The organism is Pseudomonas sp. GW458-11-26-14-LB4, from assembly GCF_059423925.1.
The window spans coordinates 94,681-116,517 of the sequence record NZ_JBWKYU010000017.1 but is presented as its reverse complement, the minus strand read 5'-3'; the positions used below and the strand labels follow the sequence as shown (position 1 = coordinate 116,517).

Genomic DNA, 21,837 nt, shown 5'->3' with positions numbered 1-21,837 from the left:
CCCCGCCCCGGATAAAAAGGTAGGAAACCATGGACACTGCTCAAGAACCGCTTGCCCCCACCAGCGCCAGCTGGCGTTTCAAGGTTGGCGTGGCAATCATCTGCCTGATGCTCGGTTCATGGCTGATGGTGCCGATTGCCGCCGCCCTCGACGTGCCGGGCTCGAAAGTCGCGGCGCTGACCGGGGTGCTGTTCATCAGCAATAAAGTGCTGTTGCTGCTGGTGATCGCGGTGATGGGCAAGGCCGGGTTCGCCGAACTCAAGCGCACGATCGGCCACTATATTTCCGGCGTGATTCCGACCCCGGTGGCCGAAGTCAGCCCGCTGCGCCACAAGATCGGCGTGGTGATGTTCTGCCTGCCGCTGCTGTCGTCCTTTCTGGAACCGTATTTCGACAACTTCTTCCCGGGCGTACGGCCCAACCTCTGGCAGATGCAGGCGCTGGGCGACTTGATGTTCGTCGGCAGCTTTTTCGTGCTGGGCGGCAATTTCTGGGACAAGGTGCATGCGCTGTTCGTGCGCAAGGCGCGGGTGGTGGCGGAGTGATCGCCGATCGAGCATTGATTTCGATCAGGCGTGCCCGAGCGCAATGGCAAACGATACGACGACCATGCAGGCAAAAGCGAAATTGAGGTTCATGGGAGTGTTCATCCTGGTCCTTTTGAAAGTGGGGCCATTCTGCCGGAGTGTGGTCAAAAGAAAAAATTCGGCTTCGTGATTCCAATGATCGAAGCCATTGATACCTGCGTTGTGTTTACCGACCGGCTTGGCTAATCTCGCCAAACCTGCAACGACAAGCACAAACAGGCAAAACCATGCACGATCATTCCGCTTCCGAGCTTCCCTCCCTGCGCCGGCAGAAAATCCTTCTGATCCTCGAACGTGACGGCAAGGTCATGGCGTCCGAGTTGAGCCTGCATTTTGCGGTGTCCGAAGACACCATCCGCCGCGATCTGGCCGAGCTGGACAACGCCGGGCTGGTACAGCGAGTGCACGGCGGCGCGCTGCCGAGGCCCAAGGACACCGGCAAGGATTACTTCACCCGGCTGGACGAGATCGACGAGGTGAAGATTCGTCTGGCGCAATTGGCGGCGCAGCAGATTCGGAATGGGCAAACGGTGATGTTCGACTCTGGTTCCACCTCGTTGCAGGTGGCGCGCTCGTTGCCCAGGGACATCAGCCTCACGGCGGTCACGGCGTCACCGATGACGGCGATCGCGCTATCCGAATACCCGGGCATCAAGGTGATTCTGGCGGGCGGGCAGCTCAATCCGAAAACCATGGCCGCCGGCGGTCACGAGGCGCTGCGGCTGCTGTCGGGGATCAAGGCGGATCTGGCGATCACCGGGGTCTGCGCGATTCATCCGGAGGTGGGCATCACCTCGCTGCATTTCGATGAGGTGCCGGTCAAGCAGGCGCTGCTCGACTGTGCGGCGCGGGTGATTGCCGTGACCACGGCGGACAAGCTCGGCGCGGTGGAGCCGTTTGTGGTGGCGCCGTGCGAGCGCTTGCACACGCTGATCACCGAACGGCATGTGGCGTCGGGGAGTGTCGAGGATTATCGGCGGTTGGGGATTGAGGTGGAGCAGTTGCCCGACTGAGGATTTGTGGCAAAAAAAGGCCCCATCACTGGCGATGGGGCCTGTTCGATCAGCGCAGTTTTTCCAGCATCTGGTAGTACCACATGCCGGCCGCGAGCATCGGATTACCCAGCAGATCGCCCATTGGCACGCGAATGTGCGTGCACGCGGCAAACGTGTCGAACTGCTGCATCTGCCCGGTGATCGCGCGGCTCATGATCTCGCCCATGATGTGGGTCGTGGCGATGCCGTGGCCGGAGTAGCCCTGGCAATACCAGACGTTGTCCGAAAGCTTGCCCAGTTGCGGGATGCGGTTGATGACGATGCCCATCGCGCAGCTCCACTGGTAATCGATCTTCACCCCTTTGAGCGCCGGGAAGGTCTGTTCGATGCACGGCCGCAGTTCGCCGGCGATGTCCCGTGAATCCTTGCCGCTGTAGTTGGCGCCGCCGCCGAACAGCAGGCGGCCGTCGGCGGTGAGGCGGTAGTAATCGAGGACGAAGCGGCAGTCGTAAACGGCGAGGTCTTCAGGGTTGATCTGCTTGGCCAGATCCCCCAGCGGTTCGGTGGTGACGATGCCGCCCATGGCCGGGAAGATTTTGCCCTTGAGTTGGCCTGGTTCGAGTTTGTGATAGACGTCGCCGGCCAGCAGCACCTGATTGGCGTCGATCTGGCCGTGGGCCGTGCGCACGCCCGGGTTGTCACCGTGAATGATTTCCAGCACTTCGCTGTTTTCGAAGATCAGCGCGCCGAGGCTTTCCGCCGCCCGAGCCTCGCCGATGCACAGGTTGAGCGGGTGCAAATGCATGTTGCGGGTGTTCTTGATTGCGCCGTGGTAGAGATCGCTTTGCAGCAGATCGCGTACCTGGCTGCGGTCGAGCAGGCTTACCTCGTCGCCCATCCCTCGGCGCACGGCTTCGTCGTAGTCGCTGCGCAAACCGGCCATGTGGCTCGGCTTGTACGCGGCGTGCAAGTGGCCGTGCTTGAGGTCGCAATCGATGGCGTATTTCTCGACCCGCTGCTTGATGATTTCGTGGCCGCGCCAGCGCAGGTGCCAGATGAAATCATCGACCTCATCGCCCAAGGTGTTGCGCATCTGTTTGCGCATCGCACCGTCGCCGGACAGGCTGCCGGTGACCTGCCCACCATTGCGCCCGGTGGCGCCCCAGCCGATCTTGTGGCTTTCGACGATGGCGACTTTCAGGCCTTTCTCGGCCAGCTCGACGGCGGTGGCGACGCCGGTGAAACCGCCGCCGATGATCACCACATCGACCTTGTGCCGACCTTGCAGGGTCGGGTAGTCGGTGTCGCGGTTGAGGGTCGCGGTGTAGTAGGAATTGCTGCGTTCAGTCATTTCAGTATCCAAGGCAAAAAGAGGAAAAAAGGATCAGGCTTCGGTCAAATACCAGCGCCAGTCCTGCTCACCCACTTCGGCCATGAACTGCCGGTATTCCGCACGTTTTACCGCCAGATACACCCCGAGGAATTCCTGCCCCAGCGCGTCCCGTGCCCACACCGAATTTTCCAGTGCCGTGAGCGAGGTCAGCCAGTCGGTCGGCAGCAATTCTTTTGCCTGCGCATAGCCGTTGCCTTCCACCGGCTCACCCGGATCGATGTCTTCTTTTATCCCGCGATGAATGCCCGCCAGGATCGCCGCCGCTGCCAGATACGGGTTGGCATCGGCGCCGCAGATGCGGTGTTCGATGTGTCGGGTGTTGGCCGGGCCGCCCGGAACGCGCAGGCTGACGGTGCGGTTGTCGACGCCCCAGGTCGGTGCCAGAGGCGCGTAGCTGTTGGCCTGAAAACGCCGGTAGGAGTTGGCGTTCGGGCAGAACAGCAGCAGCGAATCGAGCAACGAGGCGAGCATCCCGCCAATCGCCGTGCGCAGCAGCGGGGTGCCTGCCGGATCTTCGGAGGTAAACAGATTGCGCCCCTCGGCATCGGCGAGACTGACGTGCATGTGCATGCCGGTGCCAGCCAGGTGATCGAACGGCTTGGCCATGAACGTCGCCTGCATCCCGTGCTTGTGCGCCACGGCTTTGACCAGTCGTTTGTAGCGCACGGCCTGGTCCATCGCCTCCAGTGCATCGCCGTGTTCGAGGGTAATTTCCACCTGGCCCGGCGCGTATTCCGAGATCGCCGTGCGCGCCGGAATGCCGTGCAGCTTGCAGGCGCTGTAGAGGTCGGCGAGGAACGGTTCGATCTGCTCCAGCTCACGCAACCCGTAGACCTGCGTGTGTCTCGGTCGACCACCGTCGGCATCCAGCGCCGGTTGCGGGCGACCGTTGTGATCGCGTTTGGCGTCGAGCAGATAGAACTCCAGCTCGCAGGCCATTACCGGGTGGTATCCCTCGGCTTTCAAACGGTCGATGACCTTGATCAACAGGTGACGCGGGTCGGCAATGCTCGCCGGCATGCCTTGTTCCGGGTGCATGCTGACCTGCACTGCAGCGGTCGGAATCTGCCGCCACGGCAAGCGCACCAGACTGCCTTCCAGCGGGTAGGCGCGGCAGTCGATATCGCCGACGTCCCACACCAGACCGGAGTTTTCCACGTCTTCGCCGTGCACCGTCAGGCCGAGAATGGTGCTTGGCAGCGGGCGTCCGCTTTCGTATACGGCGAGCAGTTCTTCGCGGTGCAACAGCTTGCCGCGCGGCACGCCGTTGGCGTCGAGGATGAACAGCTCGATCATGTCGATGTCGGGGTTCTGCTCAAGAAAGTTACGAGCGTCTTCAATGGCTGCGAATTTCATAATCAATCACTCACGATGGCGCCGCACAGGCGCGCAGATTCGGGCCGGACGCAGCTCGGCAAAAGGCGCGGGCGTCCTGGCAGGGATATCGAAAAAAGAGGGGGAGCTGTCGCGATTTTTTACCGGCGCGATCAGACGGGCAGGCAGATATCCGGCGGGCGTGCGGAGTGACGCAGCTTGGAACGGCTCAGGGCCATGGGGAGATTGACGATGCGATTCATGCGCGGCCCCTGTGAAGGAGGGCGCACAGTGCAGAGACGTTCAACGATTCTGATTGTTGGAGTGACGTGCTCATGACGCGTGTTTCCGTTGGCGGAAAACGTCGGCGGCGGGAGAGTCCCGCCCTGCCGGTGTGGCTGGATAGTAAGGGGGAATCCCCGGATAAGTAAACGCCTGATTCCGCGAGCGGTGGCGTGCCCCCCGGTTCAGCGCAGCAGGTAAAACCCCAGCCCGACGAGGGCGCAAACGATCAACACCTCGATCACGCCGCGCTTGAAAAAGAACAGGGCGACGGCGGCAGCCAGGGCCAGCAGGATCGAGAAAACGTCCGGTTGCCCGGCGAATCCATTGGGCCAGAACACGTGCCAGGCAAAGAAACACGCCAGATTGAGGATCACCCCGACCACCGCTGCCGTGATCGCGGTCAGTGGCGCAGTGAATTTCAGTTCGTTGTGCGTCGACTCCACCAACGGGCCGCCAGCGAGGATGAACAGGAACGAGGGCAGAAAGGTGAACCAGGTCACCAGCGTCGCGGCCAGCGCGCCGGCGGCGAACGCATGTTCCGGGCCGAATGTCGGTTGCACATAGGCCCCGACGAACCCGACAAACGCCACCACCATGATCAGCGGCCCCGGCGTGGTTTCGCCCAAGGCCAGGCCGTCGATCATCTGCGTTGGCGTCAGCCAGCCGTAATGTCCGACCGCGCCCTGATACACGTAAGGCAGCACAGCGTAAGCGCCGCCGAAGGTGAGCAGCGCCGCTTTGGTGAAGAACCAGCCCATCTGCGTGAAGGTGCCGTCCCAACCGAACAACGCGGTCAGCAACGCCATCGGCAGGCACCACAGCAACGCGCCGATCAGCAGCAGACGCAGCAGCCTCGGCAGGCTGAACCGTGCATGTTCGGGCGGCGGAGTATCGTCATCGATCAGCGCCGGGCCGAAGGATTTTTCGCCGCCGCGATGGCCGCCGTTGCTGAACCGCTGTGGCGCCCAGCGTCCGCCGAAATAGCCGATCAATGCCGCGCCGAGCACGATCAGCGGGAACGGTACGTTGAAGGCAAAAATCGTCACGAACGCTGCCCCGGCGATCGCCCACAGCCAGCTGTTCTTCAAGGCTCGGGAGCCGATGCGATGGGCCGCGTGCAGCACAATTGCGGTCACCGCCGGTTTGATTCCGTAAAACACTCCGGCCACCGCTGGCACGTCGCCGAACGCGATGTAGACCCACGACAGAGCGATCAGAATCAGCAGCGAAGGCAATACAAACAGCACTCCGGACAATATGCCGCCAGGGGTTCGGTGCAGCAGCCAGCCGATGTAAGTCGCCAGTTGTTGGGCCTCGGGGCCTGGCAGCAACATGCAGTAGTTGAGCGCATGCAGGAAACGTCGCTCCGAGATCCAGCGCCGGCGCTCCACCAGTTCCTGATGCATGATCGCGATCTGCCCGGCGGGCCCGCCGAAGCCGATGCAGCCGAGTTTGAGCCAGAACGGCCAGGCCTGGCGCAGGGTGATGGGTTGAGGACGGGGCAAGTCTTTTGGCGTTTGGCTCAAGTGTGGCTCCCGAGTTGAGTTGTGGTGGAGCGGCTATCTAATCAGGCTTTTGTTAAGGAGTGGTATCCAGATTGCAGCCCTCACCCCAGCCCTCTCCCGGGGGAGAGGGGGCCGACCGAGGTGTCTTGCGTCATACATCGACCTGAAGAATCGAGTCGATTATGGATTCAGCACACCGCCCTCAGACTGGCATCCGGATTCAACACTATGCGTTCAGTTCAGTATTCGGATTCGGCAAACTGCCCTCAGACTGGTATTCGGATTCAGTCCTATGCGTTCAGACCGGCATCCGGATTCAACGCTATAGGTTCAGGTCGGCGTAGTACTGCAATATCCCCGGGTCGGTTCCCTCTCCCTCTGGGAGAGGGCTAGGGTGAGGGCTTTCGGTCTTCAGGCATGCGCCAGACTCCAGCGAACCGCCGCATCCTGATCACTCTCCCGCGCCTCGACCCAATGCGAACCCTCCTGGGTAGTCTCACGCTTCCAGAACGGCGCACGCGTTTTCAGCACATCCATGATGAACGCACAGGCTTCAAACGCCGCATGCCGATGCTTGCTGCTGACGCCAACAAACACGATCGGCTCGGTCACCGACAATGCGCCGACCCGATGCACAATCTCCACCGCCATCAGCGGCCAACGCTCGCGGGCCTGTTCGGCAATATGCTCCAGAGCCTTCTCGGTCATGCCCGGATAATGCTCCAGAAACAGCTCGGTCACCGACTGCCCGACGTTCAGATCCCGTACATAACCAATGAAATTCACCACCGCGCCCACCCGTGGATTGCGCGCATGCAGGTCGGCAATCAACTGACCGGCATCGAAGCCTTTACGCTGGACTCGAACACCCATGCCTCAACCCCCCGTGACGGGCGGGAAAAACGCGATCTCGTCGAAATCCTCGATCGTCTGATCCGGCTGACACAGCTCCTGATTCACCGCGCACATCAGGTTGCCGGCGCCGAGCACTTCACGCCACACATCGCCACGTTGCATCAGCATCTGCCGCACGTCTTCAACACAAGCGAGGGTGTCGCTGGCCGGAATCTTTTCACCGCCCAGATTGAGCCGGTCACGGTAGCTGGCGAAGTAGTTGATCAGAATCATTGCGGGTTCTCCCATTGAAAGTGGCCGGAGCGGCCGCCCTGTTTGCTCAGCAGGCGGATGTCGCCGATCACCATCGCCCGGTCCACCGCCTTGCACATGTCGTAGATAGTCAGCGCGGCGACGCTGGCGGCGGTCAGGGCTTCGAGTTCGACGCCGGTCTGGCCGGTGAGGCGGCAGGTGCTGGTGATCTGCACGCGGTCCGGCTCGCAGGCCTCGAGCTCGACGTGGATCGAACTGAGCAGCAGCGCATGACACAGCGGAATCAACTCGTGGGTGCGCTTGGCGGCCTGAATCCCGGCGATCCGCGCCACGGCGAACACATCGCCCTTGGGGTGGCCGTTGGACTGGATCATTTGCAGGGTTTCCGGACGCATCTGCACCCAGGCCTGGGCGGTGGCTTCGCGGCGGGTGGCGGCTTTGTCGCTGACGTCGACCATGTTGGCGCGGCCCTGTTCGTCGAGGTGGGTGAGGGTGTTGCTCATGCGGTGGGCTCCTGGATCGGGCTGTAGATTCGCGGGGCGTTGCGGTGCGGGACGTGGATCAGGTTCAGGCGGTGCTTGAGCGCCCAACGCACGGTCAGCGCGGTGGGGGCAGACAGGCTGACAAGGGTGCCGAGGCGGGCGCGCACGGCTTTGTGGATCAGTTCGAGGCTGCAACGGCTGGTGACCACGACGAAGCCCTGACGCGCATCGAGACCTTCGAACTGCAGTGCGCCGATCAGCTTGTCGAGGGCGTTGTGGCGGCCGATGTCTTCGCGGCACAGCAGCGCTTCGCCGTCGGCGTCGAAGTACAACGCCGCGTGCAGGGCGCCGCTGCTGCGGGCCAGTTGCTGGGCCTGTTCGATGCGCTGGCGGATGCCGTCGAAATGCGCGGCGGGTGGCAACGGTGTCGGGGTCAGGATCTCCAGTTGCGGCAGCGCCTGCTCAAGGGCTTCCACACCGCAGAGGCCGCAACCGCTGGTGCCCGCCATCTGCCGGCGATGATCCTTCAGGGCCCAGAACGCGCGGCTGGAAATCTGCACGTCGGCCTGGCAGGCCTGGTCGAAATGGGTCAGGCGGATGTCGTGGATATCGTCGAGGCGGTCGACAATCGCGTTGCTCAGGCTGAAGCCGCGAATGAAGTCCTCGATGTTGCCCGGTGAGACCATCATCACCGCCTGATTCAGGCCGTTGTAGCTGATGGCCAGGGCGATTTCGGCCGCCAGTGCCGCGTGGGACACCGGCGCGTCGTCGAGGTATTCGCGGTAGGCCACTTGCGCCGGTTGTGGCGCGGGGGCGTTGGCGTCGCCCGGTTCGATGAGTTGTTCAACTTGGCACAGCATCCTGAAAATCCCCGAAGCGCTGAAGTGGGTTCAGGCTACGGGGCAGGGAAAAGTGCGTCCAATCGCTTGTTCCGATGCAGTGATTGGATTGGTCGATGACCGCTTTCAGGCCGAGAATAGGTGTTGACTGATAAGGCCTCATCGCTGGCAAGCCAGCTCCCACAAGTTTTCGTGTCAAACACAGAATTTGTGACTAACTCAATCACTGTGGGAGCTGGCTTGCCAGCGATGGCGGCCTGACATTCAACACATTTATTCGGCTGGCGCCTCGATTCCGAACATCTTGCGCGCCTCGGCAAAACACTTCTCGGCAATCGCCGAGCGCGGTTCGGTCTTGCGCATCACCAGCCCCAGCGGCGCGAGCACGCTGGCATCCGGCAGGTTGATGAAGGCCAGGTGCTCGATCGGCTCTTCCAGGCCGCTGTCCAGCGGCATGATCGAGCAACAGAAGCCCTGGTGAATCGCCTGCAGCAGTTGGTAGGTCGAGTCGCTTTCCAGGATCGGCTGCGGATTCAACCCGCGACTGCGGAAACTCAGGTCGATGGATTTGCGGTAGTGCATGCCGGTGGTGATCATCCCCAGCGGCAGTTCGGCGGCGTCTTCCCAGCTCATTTCCGGGCCTTCGAAATGGAAGTGGCGGGTGTCGTAGAGCAGGCCGACGCGGGTCTCGCCAATCTCGAAAAACTCGAAATAGTTCGGGTTGACGTGATCCAGATAACACACGCCCAGGTCCAGCTGATTGTTGCCCAGGCCCTCGATGATCTCGTCCGAACTCAGCGACGACAGGCTGTATTTCAGCTCGGGAAATATCCCTGACAAACCCTGAATGTAATTCACCGGATTGAAGTTGCTCAGCGGCACCAGACCCAGGCGCAGGCTACCGACCAGTTGCCCGCGGCAGGCTGCAGCTTCGGCAAACAACCCGTCGTGGGCGGCCAGCAACGTGCGGGCCCAGGCCAATACGCGCTCGCCGGCCTGGGTGAACCCTTCGAAGCGCTGGCCGCGATTGACCAGCACCAGATCCAGCTCGTCTTCCAGATTGCGCAGGCGCATCGACAGGGTCGGCTGGGTGATGTGGCAGCGCGCGGCGGCTTGGCCGAAGTGGCGGGTTTCGTCCAGCGCGATCAGGAACTTGAGTTGTTTGATGTCCACGACGGCACCTGCTCGATAAGGAATTTTGATTGAGTATTGACGCAGATGCGTACGGCGCACGAAAAGCGCAGGCAGCGACGATCCCATCGAGGGCTTTTTTCGTCCAATCGGCAGTGTTTACGAGCCTATCGAGGGTTTCGATGACCCCCGGTTTCATTGGCCCGGACCGCGGTCGAGGGGTTGAAAAAAATCACCGATAGAGCTGGTCGATAGTTTGGTTGGCCAGAGTGATTAGACAGTCCTCACAAGCGGCACTTAGGCTCGTCATCCATTGAATTGACGACGGCCGGAGAGTGCCATGAGTGTTAAATCGGATGCCTTGTTCGTTCCCCTGAATGTTGCCGTGCTGACGGTCAGCGATACCCGCGATTACGCCAGTGACACTTCCGGCCAGTTGCTGGTCAGCCGTCTGCTGGAGGCAGGCCACACCCTGAGCGAGCGCAACCTGCTCAAGGACGACCTGTACAAGATCCGCGCCCAGGTCGCGCAGTGGATCGCTGACGACAACATTCAAGTGGTGCTGATCACCGGCGGCACTGGTTTCACCGGGCGTGACAGCACTCCGGAAGCTGTGGCCTGCCTGCTGGACAAGCAGATCGACGGTTTCGGCGAGCTGTTTCGCGCCATCTCGATTCTCGACATCGGCACCTCGACCGTACAAAGTCGCGCGCTCGCGGGCCTGTCCAACGGCACGCTGGTGTGCTGCCTGCCGGGTTCTACCGGCGCCTGCCGCACCGCGTGGGAAGGCATACTTGCTGAACAACTGGATAACCGTCATCGCCCGTGCAACTTCGTTCCGCACCTCAAACCGGTGCAAGCCTGCGGGCCGCGCGGATGAGCAAGCCGGGTTTGATGCCGGTCGAGGACGCCCTCGACCAACTGTTGGCGATGGCTGATGAACAACGTCTGCCGGACAGCGAATCGGTGCCGCTCAATGAAGCGCGCGGACGCGTGCTGGCGAGCGATCTGGTCGCCACCCTCGATCTGCCGCCGTGGCCGAACAGCGCCATGGACGGCTACGCCTTCAACTTTGCCGACCTGCATCGCCAGCCGTTGAGCGTGTCGCAACGGGTCTATGCCGGGATGGCGCCGGACGCCTTGCTATCCGGCACCTGCGCAAGGATTTTCACCGGTGCGCCGTTGCCCATGGGCGCCAATTGCGTGGAGATGCAGGAAAACGTCGAGGTGCTTGAAGACGGCCGCGTCCGTTTCCTGCAACCGCTGAAGGTCGGGCAGAACATCCGCGCCCAGGGCCAGGAGAACCGCGTCGGCGACACCTTGCTGCGCGCCGGCAAACGCCTCGGCCCGTTCGAACTGGCCGTCGCCGCAGGGCAGGGCATGACCCGTTTGCCGGTGGTGCGTCGTCCGCGCGTGGCGTTGCTCTCGACCGGGGATGAACTGGTGGAACCAGGGCAACCGCTGCGCCCCGGCAGCATTTACAACAGCAACCGCACTTTGCTCGACCACTGGTTGCGCGAACTGGGTTGCGAAGTGATCGACGCCGGGATTCTGCCCGATCGCCCGGCGCAGACCCGGCTCAAACTCGAGCAACTGCAAGTGGCAGCCGATCTGATTCTGACTACGGGCGGCGTGTCTGCCGGTGATGCCGACTGCCTCGGTCAGGTGCTGCGCGACAACCGCAAACCGCTGCTGTGGAAACTCGCGATCAAACCCGGTAAACCGCTGACGGTCGGGCATTTTGGCTCGGTGCCGGTGATCGGCCTGCCGGGCAATCCGACCTCGGCGCTGGTGACCTTCGGCCTGCTGGCGCGCCCGTACCTGCTGCGCATTCAAGGCGTGGAAGAGGTGATGCCGCTGAGCTTCACGGTCAACGCCGGCTTCGATTGGCCGAAACCTGGCAGCCGTCGGGAGTATCTGCGGGTACGTCTGGAGGGCGGGCAGGCGGCGCTGTATCCGAACCAGAGTTCCGGGGTTCTGCTCGGCGCGACCTGGGCCGATGGACTGGTGGAAATCCCCGAGAACAGCACCTTGCAGATTGGCGACCCGCTGCGTTTCATTCCGTTCAGCGAGCTGTTCTGAGCGCGATTAAAAGGTGCAAACCGCTTGCCGGGAAACTGTCGAAGACTGTGAAGACGGCTATCGGGTCAATCCCAGCCGTTCATGCCATTGGGCGATGGATTCTTCGGGATAGACCTCGAATTGTTGATCCTTCTTGCTCGCCTGCACTTCGACCCACGGTGCCTTCGAACCGAGCATCAAATGAGTGTGTTCCGGCGGCACCGGCAGCGGCGTGTCGATGGCCGAGGCGAACGGGTGGATCAGCGCCGGCCATTCCGGGCTGAACAGCCACAGTCCGCTGCCGCACAACGAGCAGAAGTGTCGCTCGGCGCTGCTGCGGTGGGCGCGGGCATCGCCTTCGTCTTTCATTTTCGCGTGGTAGATCGTGATGTGTTTGCGCCCGCGCACCTTGAGGCTGGCGGCGTCGCCGCCGAGGTTGATCGCATAGCCGCCACCGCCCTGGGTCTTGCGGCAGATCGAGCAGTAGCAGCGCTGATAAGGGTAGGGGTGGGCGCTGTCGAGGGTGAATGAAACCGCGCCGCAGTGGCAGGAGCCTTCGAGGTGCATGAGTGGCCTCCGGTGTTTTCGTCGGTGCGGTTCAGCCTAGAAGAAATCTCTTGCCTGTGCCGCCGCTATGGACGCCTGCGAAAAGCCCGGTCAGCATGTCCGCAAAAAAGGGATCCACACCCATGCGCCGACTACCTTCCCTGGCCGCCCTGCGAACTTTCGAGTGTGCCGCCCGCCACGCGCATTTCGGCCGCGCCGCCGCTGAGCTGTGCGTCACCGACAGCGCCGTCAGCCATCAGATCCGCCAGCTCGAAGAGCAACTGGGCGTGTCGCTGTTCATCCGCGAGGGCCGACAGATTCGCCCGACCATCGCCGCCGGGCGCTTGATGCAGAGCCTGCAACAGGCCTTCGAACTGATCGGCGATGCCTGCGACGAGTTGCGCGATCCGTCCTCGCTCGCGGTGTTGCGGCTGGCGGTCACGGCGGAGTTGGCGCAGAAGTGGCTGATGAATCGTCTCACCGATTTCTACGCGCGTTATCCGCACATCACCTTGCACCTCTACGAACAACCGATCGACGCCACCGCACCCGGCGAAGACATTGATCTGGCGATCACCTATGGCACCGGCCCGGTGGACAGCAGCGCGTACTTCGTTCGCCCATTGCCGGCGCTGCAGTTTTTCCCGGTGTGCAGCCCCGGGCTGTTCAACCAGGGCAACCTGAAAACCCCCAAGGATCTGGCCCGGCACTGCCTGCTGCACGACGATCAGGACGGCAAGACCTGGACCGCGTGGCTCACCAGCCATGCCGGCGACCTGCGTCCGGAGCGCCAGTTGTATTTTGCCCACGCCGGTCTGGCGCTGGAGGCGGCGGCGCAAGGGCAGGGCGTTGCGATGGGCGACAACCTCACCGCGCAGGAGGATTTGCAGAGCGGGCGTCTGGTGCGCCCGTTCACCTCCAGCATGACCGCGCTGGGGCAATACGCGCTGGTCTGCGAGCGGGTGCGGCTGGAGCGTCCGGCGGTGGCGCAGATGCTGGAATGGTTCAACGATCAACTGGCGGATTGATGAGTTGAATTCAACTGTTCCGAAATAATCATCGTTGGCGGCCCGACTGCCCGCGACCGTAGCCTGAGGTCATTCCCATCCCGACGACGAGGTTTGACCATGGCACGTTTGCTCGACACCACCCCGAAACAGGACGGCTTCCGTCTGCCCGGCGAATTCGAAGCCAAGTCCGGCTGCTGGCTCGGCTGGCCGGAGCGCACCGACGTCTGGCGCAACGGCGCCAAGCCTGCACAGAAAGTCTGGGTGCAGATTGTCACCGCGATCTCCCAGAGCGAGCCGGTGACGGTCTGCGCATCGGCCTCCCAGTTCGCCACGGCCCGCCGCCAGTTGCCGCCACAAGTGCGGGTGGTGGAAATGACCTGCAACGACACCTGGTTCCGCGACAGCGGCCCGTGCTTCGTGGTCAACGACCAGAGCGGTGAAGTGCGTGGTGTCGACTTTGAATTCAACGCCTACGGCGGCCTCGACGGCGGGCTCTACTACCCGTGGGACAAGGACGATCAGATCGCCAGCAAGATCCTCGAAATCGAACGCTTCGACCGCTATCGCGCGCCATTGATTGCCGAGCTTGGCGGTATCCAGAGTGACGGTCAGGGCAGCATCCTCACCACCGAGCAATGCCTGCTCAACCGCAATCGCAACCAGCACCTGGGCAAGGACGAAGTCACCCGCCGGCTGACCGATTACCTCGGCGCCGAGCAAGTGATCTGGCTGCCACGCGGTTGCAAGTTTGACGAAACCGACGGCCATGTCGACGACCTCGCGTGCTTCGTGCGCCCCGGCGAAGTGGTGCTGCAATGGACCGACAACCGCGACGATCCGCAATGGGAAATCTATCAAGAGGCCTACGACATCCTGCGCAGCACCCGCGACAGCCGTGGCCGCGAGCTGATCGTGCACAAACTGCCGCAACCGGACGTGCTGGAGTGGACCGCTGAAGAAGCCGAAGGCCTCGATCAGCAGGACAGCACCCACACCCGTCAGACCGGCACGAAAATCTGTGCGTCGTACATCAACTACTACGCCGGCAACAGCTCGATCGTGGTGCCGCTGTTCGGTGATCGCAACGATCAGGTGGCGCTGGCGACCCTCGCCGAACTGTTCCCGCAGCACAAGATCGTCGGCATCGAGAACTCCCGGGAAATCCTGCTCGGTGGCGGCAACGTCGCGTGCATCACCATGCCGCAATACGCCGGCCAGAAAAAAGGAGCCTGACCATGGGCCTGCACAAACTGAGTAAAGCGTTATTGCTGGTGCTTGCACCCCTGTGTGTGCAGGCTGCCGAAACGGCGAAACCGGTTGTCAACCTGTACATCTGGGGCGAGTACCTGGCCCCGGATACCCTGAAGAATTTCGAGGCGAAAACCGGGATTCGGGTGGTCGCCGATCACTTCGATTCGCTGGAAACCGTCGAGACCAAACTGCTCACCGGGCGCAGCGGTTACGACCTGGTGCTGACCGCCGGCCAGCACCTGTCGCGGGCTATCGAGAGCGGCGCGATCCAGACCCTGAACAAGCAGCAGCTCCCGCACTTTGCCGGGGTCGGCGAGGAGTTCCGTCAGCACATGGCGGTGTTCGATCCGGGCAACCGCTACGCCGGGATCTACGCCTGGGGTACCACTGGCGTCGGCTATCAGGAGGAGGCCGTGAAGCAGCGCCTGCCGGACGCGCCGAGGGACAGTTGGGCGATGCTGTTCGATCCGGCAGTGGTGTCGAAATTCGCCGATTGCGGGGTGAGCCTGCTCAACGACCCGAACGAAGTGTTCGCGGCAGTCATGAAGTACATGGGCCTGGACATCAACCGCCAGAGCCTCGACGACCTGAAACTCGCCGAGCAGCAACTGGCGAAGATCCGCCCGTACATCCGCTATTTCGACAATGACCTGAACATCAGCGACCTGGCCAACGGCAACACCTGCGTGGCGATGTCGTGGAACGGCAACGTTGCCATCGCGGCAGGTCAGGCTGAAGCGGCGAAAAAACCGTTCAAGTTGAATTACCGGATTCCGAAGGAGGGCACGCTGATCTGGTTTGATGCCATGGTCATTCCCAAGGATGCACCGCACCCCGAGGCCGGATTGGCATTGATGGATTATTTGATGACACCCGAGGTGATTGCGCCGATTACCGATACGATTCATTACGCCAATGCGATCACGGCGGCGGATGGCTTGATCGATCCTGCGATTCGTAATGATCCGGGGACTTATCCGCCGGAGGCGGTGAGGGCTTCGTTGTATAGCAAGAATGACAATGGCAAGGCGTTCAACCGGGCTTTGATTCGCGCGTTCAGTCGGTTGAAATCCGGTCTGTAGCCCAAGCCCCTCACCCCAGCCCTCTCCCAAAGGGAGAGGGAGCCGACCGAGGTGTCTTACGCTATACATCGACCTGAAACACCGAGGCGACTATGGATTCACCAACGTGTTGGCAACTATGGGTTCGCTCACGTCTTGGCGCCTATGGATTCACAGTTGATGTTTCAGGTCGGCGGAGCTCTCCAATATCCCCCGATCGATTCCCTCTCCCTCCGGGAGAGGGTTAGGGTGAGGGGCTTTTCGGCACCCGCCACAAATACCACGCCGCCACCGTCCGAAACGGACTCCACGCCAACCCGATCTCAATCATCTGCTTGCGTGCAGGCTGCACCTCCAGCCCCTTCAACCGCCGATACCCCTCGCGCACCCCAAAATCGTCGGCCGGCAGAATATCCGGCCGCTCCAGGCTATAGATCAGCAACATCTCCACCGTCCAGCGCCCAACCCCGCGCAGGCTGACCAACCGCTCGATCAGCGCCTCATCCTCCATCGCCAGCGCGGTCGAGTAATCCGGCACCACGCCGTCCAGAGTCGCCTGGGCAATCCCCTGAATCGTCGCAATCTTGCCCGCCGAAAACCCGCAACTGCGCAATCGGTCGAAGTCCGTCGCCAGAACCTGCTCCGGACGCGGAAACGTCTGCCCGGGAAACAACCCCACCAGCCGCCCGACAATCGCATCGCCAGCCTTGGCATGCAGTTGCTGATAGGCAATCGCCCGCACCAGCGACTCATAGGGATCGCGCGCCGGATGCGGCTGATGCAGGCAGGGGCCAACCGCAGCAATGTGGCGCTGCCAGTCGGCGTCGAGGCTGGCCAGAAACTCGCTGGCCGGTTGATAGGGATCGGGTATCGGCAACTTCGGTGATCCGTTGATTTGAAAGCCGGGAGGGGCGTGGGTGTCGATTTGTCAGAAAGCCAGTTGTTGCGTCAGCTGCACGGCGGCGTTTTCCAGCCGGAGCAAAAACGCCTTGCGCGGTTGCCCACCACCATAGCCCGTCAATGAGCCGTCCGCACCGATCACCCGATGGCACGGCACCACGATCGACAGCCGATTGTGCCCGTTGGCCAGCCCCACTGCTCGGCTGGCGCCGGGTTTGCCCAAGCGTGCGGCGATGGCGCCGTAAGTGCTGGTGTGGCCGTAGGGGATTTGCCGCAGTTCGCTCCAGACCTGCCGGGCAAACTCGCTGCCGGGCAGGTGCAGTGGCACACTGAATTCGCTCAGCTTGCCGGCGAAGTACAGCGCCAGCTCGTTGTCGATCTGCTGCAAATGCGCGTTCTGCCCCGGTGCGACCACGTAGCCGTATCGGTTTTGCAGCTCCTCGACTTCCCGGGTCAGCGCCGGACGGTCGAGAAACTCCAGTAGTACCAGCCCTCGACGCTCGGCCATTGCGATCATCGGCCCCAGCGGGGTGGTCAGGCGGGTGAACAGCAGCGGCTCGCTGGTTGCCGCGCGTCCCGGCGTGATGTGGAACGACTTCTGAAACGCATCGCGAAAACCACTGAGGGATTCATAACCGGAGTCGAACGCCGCGTGGTCGATGGACGTGCCTTGCTTGATCCCGCCCAATGCCACACCGAGCCGGCGCGTGCGCAGCCACGCATGGAAGGTCATGCCGAAATGCTGTTTGAACCAGCGCCGCAACTTCAACGGTTCGATGCCCTCGGCGAGCAATTGCGCATCGCTCCAGCGCACCTCGGGATCGGCGTCGACGGCTTTCAATAGTCGCTGCACCCAGTCCGGAGCGATGGCCGCAGCGTCCAGCGGTTTGCAGCGCAGACAGGCGCGATAACCGGCGGACAGGCAGTCGTCAGCGTGGGCGAAGAACTCGACGTTTTCCGGTTTCGGCTTGCGCGCCGTGCAGGTCGGGCGGCAAAAGATCCCGGTGGTTTTCACGGCCGTGAAGAACACGCCTTCATAGGCGGTGTCGCTTGCGAGCATGGCGCGAACCATTTCGGCGTGAGGGGGCAGGACAGCGGTCTGTATGTTCATGGGCCGAGGATAAAACCAGTTATTCGATGGCTCCACCGAAAAATCGACAGTGAATTTTCGGGCCGCTGCACTACAGTGATCGGGTCGCTACAACTCGGGAAATGAAGGTATGCCACCGTTCACGATTCAACACATCGATCACATCGTGCTGCGCGTCGCCGATCTGCAACGCAGCATTGATTTCTACGACCGGGTCTTCGGCGCCGAAGTGGTCAAGCGCAACGAAAAGTTCGGTCTGGTGCACCTGCGCGCCGGCACGTCGATGATCGATCTGGTCGACCTCGACGGCGAAATCGGCCGCAAGGGCGGCGCCGCTGCCGGCAGCGAACGGCGCAATGTCGATCACTTCTGCCTGCGCATCGAGCCGTTCGATGAAGCGGCGCTGGTCAGCCATTTGCAAGCCTGCGGCCTGACCGTCGAAAAAGCCGCTACCCGTTTCGGCGCCGAGGGCTACGGCCTGTCGCTGTACTGCTTCGATCCGGACGGCAATCAGGTCGAACTCAAAGGCCCGTCCGAAGCTTAGGCCCGCTTGGCCATCAACAACACCGAAGCCGCTGCCGACAGCAGCCCCGCGCAGCAACGGTTGAAAATCCGTTTGCCGCGCGGCTCGGCGAACCAGCGGCGCATGTGCAGCCCCATATACGCGTAGGCGCTGATGGCGATCCATTCCAGCAGCAGGAACAGCACGCCCAGCAGCATGAACTGCGGAGTAATGGCGCGGTTCGGGTCGACGAATTGCGGCAGGAATGCGGTGAAGATCAGGATTGCTTTTGGATTTCCCGCTGCCACCAGGAATTCCTGACGCGCCAGGGCCAGAATCCCGCTCGTCGGCGCAGTCACCGCGTCTTCGGCGGCAGGATTGGCCCGCCACAGCTGCCACGCCAGATACAACAGATACCCCGCGCCAACAATCTTGATCCCATAGAACAACAGCTCGGACGTTTGCAGCACCACCGCCAGCCCCGCCGCCGCGAGGGCGATCATCCCGGCAAACGCCAGCAATCGTCCGACACCCGCCACGCAGGCGCGCCGATAGCCGTAACGGGTGGCGTTGCTGACCGACAGCAGATTGTTCGGCCCCGGTGCCATGTTCAGGGCGAAACAGGCGGGCAGAAACAGGGAGAGGGTGGCGAGATCCATGGTGCGGGCTCCGGTGACGGGAGCGGTATTTTTATCACGCGGGTGTGCGGGCCTGAACCGTACAGTCAGGCGCCAGAGTCGCGGTACAGCGACTATCGGCAGTGAATTCCTTCGAACTTTCTGCCGTCCGGTCAGCTCTTAACCCTTCACAGGTTGATGAATTCATCAGAGAATCCCATCTGCCGGGTCAGAAACTACCATTGCCGTGTAAGCTTTCGCGCCATGCTTCTCCATTCCCCCATGGCCCCAGGCGGCCCACTGTACGAGCGACTACATGCAAGCAAAGGCCCGCGAGGTTCATGTACCACCGGTGTTGCAGGATCTGCGCGCCGGCACGGCCGAACTGCACATTGCACTTGAAAAGCGCCTTCCTTTTTTCTCCGATACCCTTGATCTGCACGCTTTCGAGCGACTGATGCGCGCCTATTACGGCTTCTATCAGCCATTGGAAGCCGTGCTGCAGGACAGCGACGCGATTCCCGCTGATTTTGATCTGGCTTCCCGCCTCAAGGCACCGACCCTGCAACGCGATCTGCAAGCGCTGGGCGCAAATGGTGGCGATTTTCCGATCTGCCGCCGGTTGCCCGTCATCGACTCCGCCGCCGCGTGTCTGGGCGTGTTGTATGTGCTGGAAGGCGCGACTCTCGGCGGGCAGATCCTGCGTCGGGAGATCGCCACACGGCTGAGCCTGGGCGCGGAAAACGGCGCGGCATTTCTGGACGTTTACGGTGCCGCCACCGGCCGGCGCTGGCGCGATTTCATCGAATACCTGGGCAGTCGCCCGATGGACACCGACGAGCGTAAAGCCGTCGTGGCGGCGGCCCACACTACATTCAGTTGTTTCGAGCAGTGGCTCGAAAGTCAGGAGGTTCTGGTATGAACCCGCAAGACAAAGAAGCCTTTGAAGAGTTGCTGGCCAACTGCGCCGACGAGCCGATCCGCTTTCCCGGCGCGATCCAGCCGCACGGTTTGCTGCTGACCCTGAGCGAGCCGGACCTTTCGATCATTCAGATCAGCGCCAACGTCGAGACCTTGCTCGCGCGACCGGCGCAAGAGCTGATCGGCCAGCCACTGCAAAGCCTGATCGGCGATGTCCATGCCGCGCAGGTTCGCGAGGCCTTGCAGCAACCGGCCCTGTCCGATGCGCCGCCGCTGCACTTTCGCCTCAACGGCACCGCGTTCGAAGGCTTGCTGCACCGGCATCAGGATGTGCTGATTCTGGAGCTGGAAATCCACGTCGAAAACTTCCAGCCGCGCAACGTCGCCGGCACCGAAACCCACCTCGGGCGGATGCTCGCGCGCCTGCAAAAGGCCCAGAGCCTGCAGGCGCTTTACGACATCAGCGTCAAGGAAATCCAGGCCATGACCGGTTACGACCGGGTATTGATCTACCGTTTTGAGGAAGAGGGCCACGGTCAGGTCATCGCCGAAGCGTCCGATCCGTCGATGGAAGTCTTCAACGGTCTGTTTTTCCCGGCCTCGGACATCCCCGAGCAGGCCCGCGAGCTGTACCGCACCAACTGGCTGCGGATCATTCCGAACGCGGACTACCAACCGGTGCCACTGGTGCCCAAGTTGCGCCCGGACACCCAGACCCCGCTGGACCTGAGCTTCGCCACATTGCGCAGCGTGTCGCCGATCCACTGCCAGTACATGAAGAACATGGGCGTGCTGTCCTCGATGAGCATTTCCCTGCTCAAGGGCGACCGGCTCTGGGGCCTGATCAGTTGCGGCAACCGCCAGCCGCTGCACGTGCCGCACGAGTTGCGCACGGCGTGCCAGACCATCGGCCAGGTGCTGTCGTTGCAGATCAGCGCGATGGAAGCGCTGGAAGTCAGCCGTCAACGGGAGGAAAAGGTCGAGGCGCTGGCGCTGCTCAATCAGGCGATGATCGATTCGCCACAGAACGTCTTCGATGGCCTGGCCAACCAGCCACAAGTCCTGATGGCGCTGGCCAATGCCGGCGGCATCGCGATCATCGAAGACAAGCAATTGCACCGTTACGGCAACTGCCCGGAGCCGGAAGAAATCCGCGCCCTGCACAAATGGCTGCAGGAGCGTGGCGAGCCGGTGTTTGCCAGTCATCACCTGGCCAGCGTCTACCCGCCAGCCGCGCACTATCAGCAGGTCGCCAGCGGCGTGCTCGCCATGAGCCTGCCCAAGCCGGTGGACAACGGGGTGCTGTGGTTCCGCCCCGAAGTCAAAGAGAACATCAACTGGAGCGGCGACCCGCGCAAGCCGCTGGACCTGGAAAGCTCCGACGCCGGCCTGCGTCTGCGGCCGCGTACCTCGTTCGAAATCTGGAAGGTCGAGATGGCCGGGATTTCCACCAAGTGGAGCCACGGTGATCTGTTCGCCGCCAACGACCTGCGTCGCTCGGCCCTGGAAAACGATCTGGCCCGCCAGGTACGCCGCGAGCAGGAAGCGGTGCGTGCCCGCGACGAACTGGTGGCGGTGGTATCCCACGACCTGCGCAACCCGATGACCGTGATCTCGATGCTCTGCGGCATGATGCAAAAGGCTTTCAGCTCGGACGGGCCGCACACTTCGCGGCGCATCTCGACTGCGATCGACACCATGCAACAAGCCGCCGGGCGCATGAACACGCTGCTGGAAGACTTGCTCGACACCTCGAAAATCGATGCCGGGCGCTACACCATCGCGCCGCAGAAACTCGATGTCGCGCAGATGTTCGAAGAGGCGCAATCGCTGCTCGCGCCGCTGGCGCTGGACAAGGACATCAGCATCTCGTTCGAGGCCGATCCCGACCTGAGCATCCATGCCGACCCCGAGCGGTTGTTTCAGGTGCTGTCGAATCTGGTCGGCAACGCGATCAAGTTCACTCCGCGCCTGGGCACGGTCGATGTGTATGCCAAATCGGTCGGTGACGACATCGTCTTCACGGTCCGCGACAGCGGCGAAGGCATTCCCAAGGATCACTTGCCGCACGTGTTCGACCGTTACTGGACGGTGAAGGAAGGCAATCCGACCGGCACCGGGCTGGGTCTGTACATCACGCAGGGCATCGTCGAGGCCCATGGCGGGCAGATCGTTGCCGAGAGTGAGCCGGGGCAGGGCAGTGAATTCCGCTTCACCGTGCCGCGTCAGGACTGAAAAAA

General features: G+C 62.3%; 23 protein-coding genes. 11 read left to right on the top strand and 12 right to left on the bottom strand.

What is annotated here, in order from left to right; all coding sequences use genetic code 11:
* The first annotated feature begins 29 nt into the window (after positions 1–29).
* Genes AC07XZ_RS21350 through AC07XZ_RS21340 form a run of 3 tightly spaced genes read left to right on the top strand, consistent with a single transcriptional unit; the run spans position 30 to position 1,600 of the window.
* Positions 30–545, top strand: coding sequence for a transporter suffix domain-containing protein (locus AC07XZ_RS21350; RefSeq protein WP_085748294.1), 516 nt, complete (start codon positions 30–32; stop codon positions 543–545).
* A gap of 30 nt (positions 546–575) precedes the next feature.
* The gene (locus AC07XZ_RS21345; RefSeq protein WP_146024021.1) at positions 576–773 is read left to right on the top strand and encodes a hypothetical protein; all 198 of its coding nucleotides are present in this window, start codon (positions 576–578) and stop codon (positions 771–773) included.
* A gap of 41 nt (positions 774–814) precedes the next feature.
* Positions 815–1,600, top strand: a complete 786-nt coding sequence (locus AC07XZ_RS21340; protein WP_102687381.1) for a DeoR/GlpR family DNA-binding transcription regulator — start codon at positions 815–817, stop codon at positions 1,598–1,600.
* A 49-nt stretch (positions 1,601–1,649) separates the two neighbouring features.
* Here the strand turns inward: AC07XZ_RS21340 and AC07XZ_RS21335 are convergent, their stop codons facing one another.
* The 8 genes from AC07XZ_RS21335 to AC07XZ_RS21300 form a co-directional block, all read right to left on the bottom strand.
* Positions 1,650–2,933 carry an NAD(P)/FAD-dependent oxidoreductase gene (locus AC07XZ_RS21335; protein WP_102687382.1) on the bottom strand — a complete coding sequence of 428 codons (1,284 nt, stop codon included), beginning with the start codon at positions 2,931–2,933 and terminating at the stop codon, positions 1,650–1,652.
* Between the two features lie 33 nt (positions 2,934–2,966).
* Positions 2,967–4,331 (bottom strand): glutamine synthetase family protein, encoded by a 1,365-nt coding sequence (locus AC07XZ_RS21330; RefSeq protein WP_102687383.1) that lies wholly within the window; start codon positions 4,329–4,331, stop codon positions 2,967–2,969.
* 425 nt (positions 4,332–4,756) lie between these two features.
* Positions 4,757–6,100: a chromate efflux transporter gene (chrA, locus tag AC07XZ_RS21325; RefSeq protein WP_102687384.1), complete on the bottom strand. Its 1,344-nt coding sequence runs from the start codon at positions 6,098–6,100 to the stop codon at positions 4,757–4,759.
* 390 nt (positions 6,101–6,490) lie between these two features.
* Positions 6,491–6,952: a molybdopterin synthase catalytic subunit MoaE gene (gene moaE / locus AC07XZ_RS21320; RefSeq protein ID WP_085748298.1), complete on the bottom strand. Its 462-nt coding sequence runs from the start codon at positions 6,950–6,952 to the stop codon at positions 6,491–6,493.
* 3 nt (positions 6,953–6,955) lie between these two features.
* Positions 6,956–7,207 (bottom strand): MoaD/ThiS family protein, encoded by a 252-nt coding sequence (locus AC07XZ_RS21315; RefSeq protein ID WP_074687836.1) that lies wholly within the window; start codon positions 7,205–7,207, stop codon positions 6,956–6,958.
* A complete protein-coding gene (moaC, locus tag AC07XZ_RS21310; protein WP_102687385.1) occupies positions 7,204–7,689 on the bottom strand; it encodes a cyclic pyranopterin monophosphate synthase MoaC in 486 nt (161 codons plus the stop codon). The genes AC07XZ_RS21315 and moaC overlap by 4 nt, the downstream gene beginning before the upstream one ends.
* Positions 7,686–8,528 (bottom strand): formate dehydrogenase accessory sulfurtransferase FdhD, encoded by an 843-nt coding sequence (fdhD, locus tag AC07XZ_RS21305; RefSeq protein WP_102687386.1) that lies wholly within the window; start codon positions 8,526–8,528, stop codon positions 7,686–7,688. Before fdhD ends, moaC begins: the two co-directional genes overlap by 4 nt.
* 252 nt (positions 8,529–8,780) lie before the next feature.
* On the bottom strand, positions 8,781–9,680 hold the full coding sequence (locus AC07XZ_RS21300; RefSeq protein WP_102687439.1) for a LysR family transcriptional regulator: 900 nt from the start codon (positions 9,678–9,680) through the stop codon (positions 8,781–8,783).
* Positions 9,681–9,978: 298 nt separating this feature from the next.
* On the opposite strand from AC07XZ_RS21300, the gene moaB reads away from it, so the two are divergent.
* A complete protein-coding gene (moaB, locus tag AC07XZ_RS21295; RefSeq protein ID WP_102687387.1) occupies positions 9,979–10,518 on the top strand; it encodes a molybdenum cofactor biosynthesis protein B in 540 nt (179 codons plus the stop codon).
* Positions 10,515–11,720, top strand: coding sequence for a molybdopterin molybdotransferase MoeA (locus AC07XZ_RS21290; protein WP_102687388.1), 1,206 nt, complete (start codon positions 10,515–10,517; stop codon positions 11,718–11,720). Before moaB ends, AC07XZ_RS21290 begins: the two co-directional genes overlap by 4 nt.
* Before the next feature lie 57 nt (positions 11,721–11,777).
* On the opposite strand, the gene AC07XZ_RS21285 is transcribed toward AC07XZ_RS21290, so the two are convergent.
* Positions 11,778–12,266 (bottom strand): GFA family protein, encoded by a 489-nt coding sequence (locus AC07XZ_RS21285; RefSeq protein WP_102687389.1) that lies wholly within the window; start codon positions 12,264–12,266, stop codon positions 11,778–11,780.
* A 122-nt stretch (positions 12,267–12,388) separates the two neighbouring features.
* Between AC07XZ_RS21285 and AC07XZ_RS21280 the strand changes: the two genes are divergently transcribed.
* The 3 genes from AC07XZ_RS21280 to AC07XZ_RS21270 all read left to right on the top strand — a co-directional run bounded on the left by AC07XZ_RS21280 (position 12,389) and on the right by AC07XZ_RS21270 (position 15,588).
* Positions 12,389–13,273 carry a LysR substrate-binding domain-containing protein gene (locus AC07XZ_RS21280; RefSeq protein ID WP_102621920.1) on the top strand — a complete coding sequence of 295 codons (885 nt, stop codon included), beginning with the start codon at positions 12,389–12,391 and terminating at the stop codon, positions 13,271–13,273.
* A 99-nt stretch (positions 13,274–13,372) separates the two neighbouring features.
* Positions 13,373–14,488 carry an agmatine deiminase gene (gene aguA / locus AC07XZ_RS21275; protein WP_102687390.1) on the top strand — a complete coding sequence of 372 codons (1,116 nt, stop codon included), beginning with the start codon at positions 13,373–13,375 and terminating at the stop codon, positions 14,486–14,488.
* Positions 14,489–14,490: 2 nt separating this feature from the next.
* Positions 14,491–15,588, top strand: a complete 1,098-nt coding sequence (locus AC07XZ_RS21270) for an extracellular solute-binding protein (RefSeq protein ID WP_102687391.1) — start codon at positions 14,491–14,493, stop codon at positions 15,586–15,588.
* 223 nt (positions 15,589–15,811) lie between these two features.
* On the opposite strand, the gene AC07XZ_RS21265 is transcribed toward AC07XZ_RS21270, so the two are convergent.
* Positions 15,812–16,438, bottom strand: coding sequence for a DNA-3-methyladenine glycosylase family protein (locus AC07XZ_RS21265; protein ID WP_085748316.1), 627 nt, complete (start codon positions 16,436–16,438; stop codon positions 15,812–15,814).
* Between the two features lie 57 nt (positions 16,439–16,495).
* On the bottom strand, positions 16,496–17,578 hold the full coding sequence (locus tag AC07XZ_RS21260) for a bifunctional transcriptional activator/DNA repair enzyme AdaA (RefSeq protein WP_085748307.1): 1,083 nt from the start codon (positions 17,576–17,578) through the stop codon (positions 16,496–16,498).
* A gap of 109 nt (positions 17,579–17,687) precedes the next feature.
* Here AC07XZ_RS21260 and AC07XZ_RS21255 point away from each other — a divergent pair, with 109 nt between their 5' ends.
* A complete protein-coding gene (locus tag AC07XZ_RS21255) occupies positions 17,688–18,101 on the top strand; it encodes a VOC family protein (RefSeq protein ID WP_039770856.1) in 414 nt (137 codons plus the stop codon).
* On the opposite strand, the gene AC07XZ_RS21250 is transcribed toward AC07XZ_RS21255, so the two are convergent.
* Entirely contained in the window at positions 18,098–18,718 is a 621-nt protein-coding gene (locus tag AC07XZ_RS21250) for a LysE family translocator (protein WP_085748308.1), read from the bottom strand. The two genes, AC07XZ_RS21255 and AC07XZ_RS21250, sit on opposite strands and share 4 nt — an antisense overlap.
* Before the next feature lie 274 nt (positions 18,719–18,992).
* Here AC07XZ_RS21250 and AC07XZ_RS21245 point away from each other — a divergent pair, with 274 nt between their 5' ends.
* Together AC07XZ_RS21245 and AC07XZ_RS21240 are read left to right on the top strand one after the other, a co-directional pair.
* Complete coding sequence (locus AC07XZ_RS21245) at positions 18,993–19,598, top strand: biliverdin-producing heme oxygenase (RefSeq protein WP_102687392.1); 606 nt, start codon at positions 18,993–18,995, stop codon at positions 19,596–19,598.
* Complete coding sequence (locus tag AC07XZ_RS21240; RefSeq protein WP_102687393.1) at positions 19,595–21,832, top strand: ATP-binding protein; 2,238 nt, start codon at positions 19,595–19,597, stop codon at positions 21,830–21,832. The genes AC07XZ_RS21245 and AC07XZ_RS21240 overlap by 4 nt, the downstream gene beginning before the upstream one ends.
* Positions 21,833–21,837: the final 5 nt, after the last annotated feature.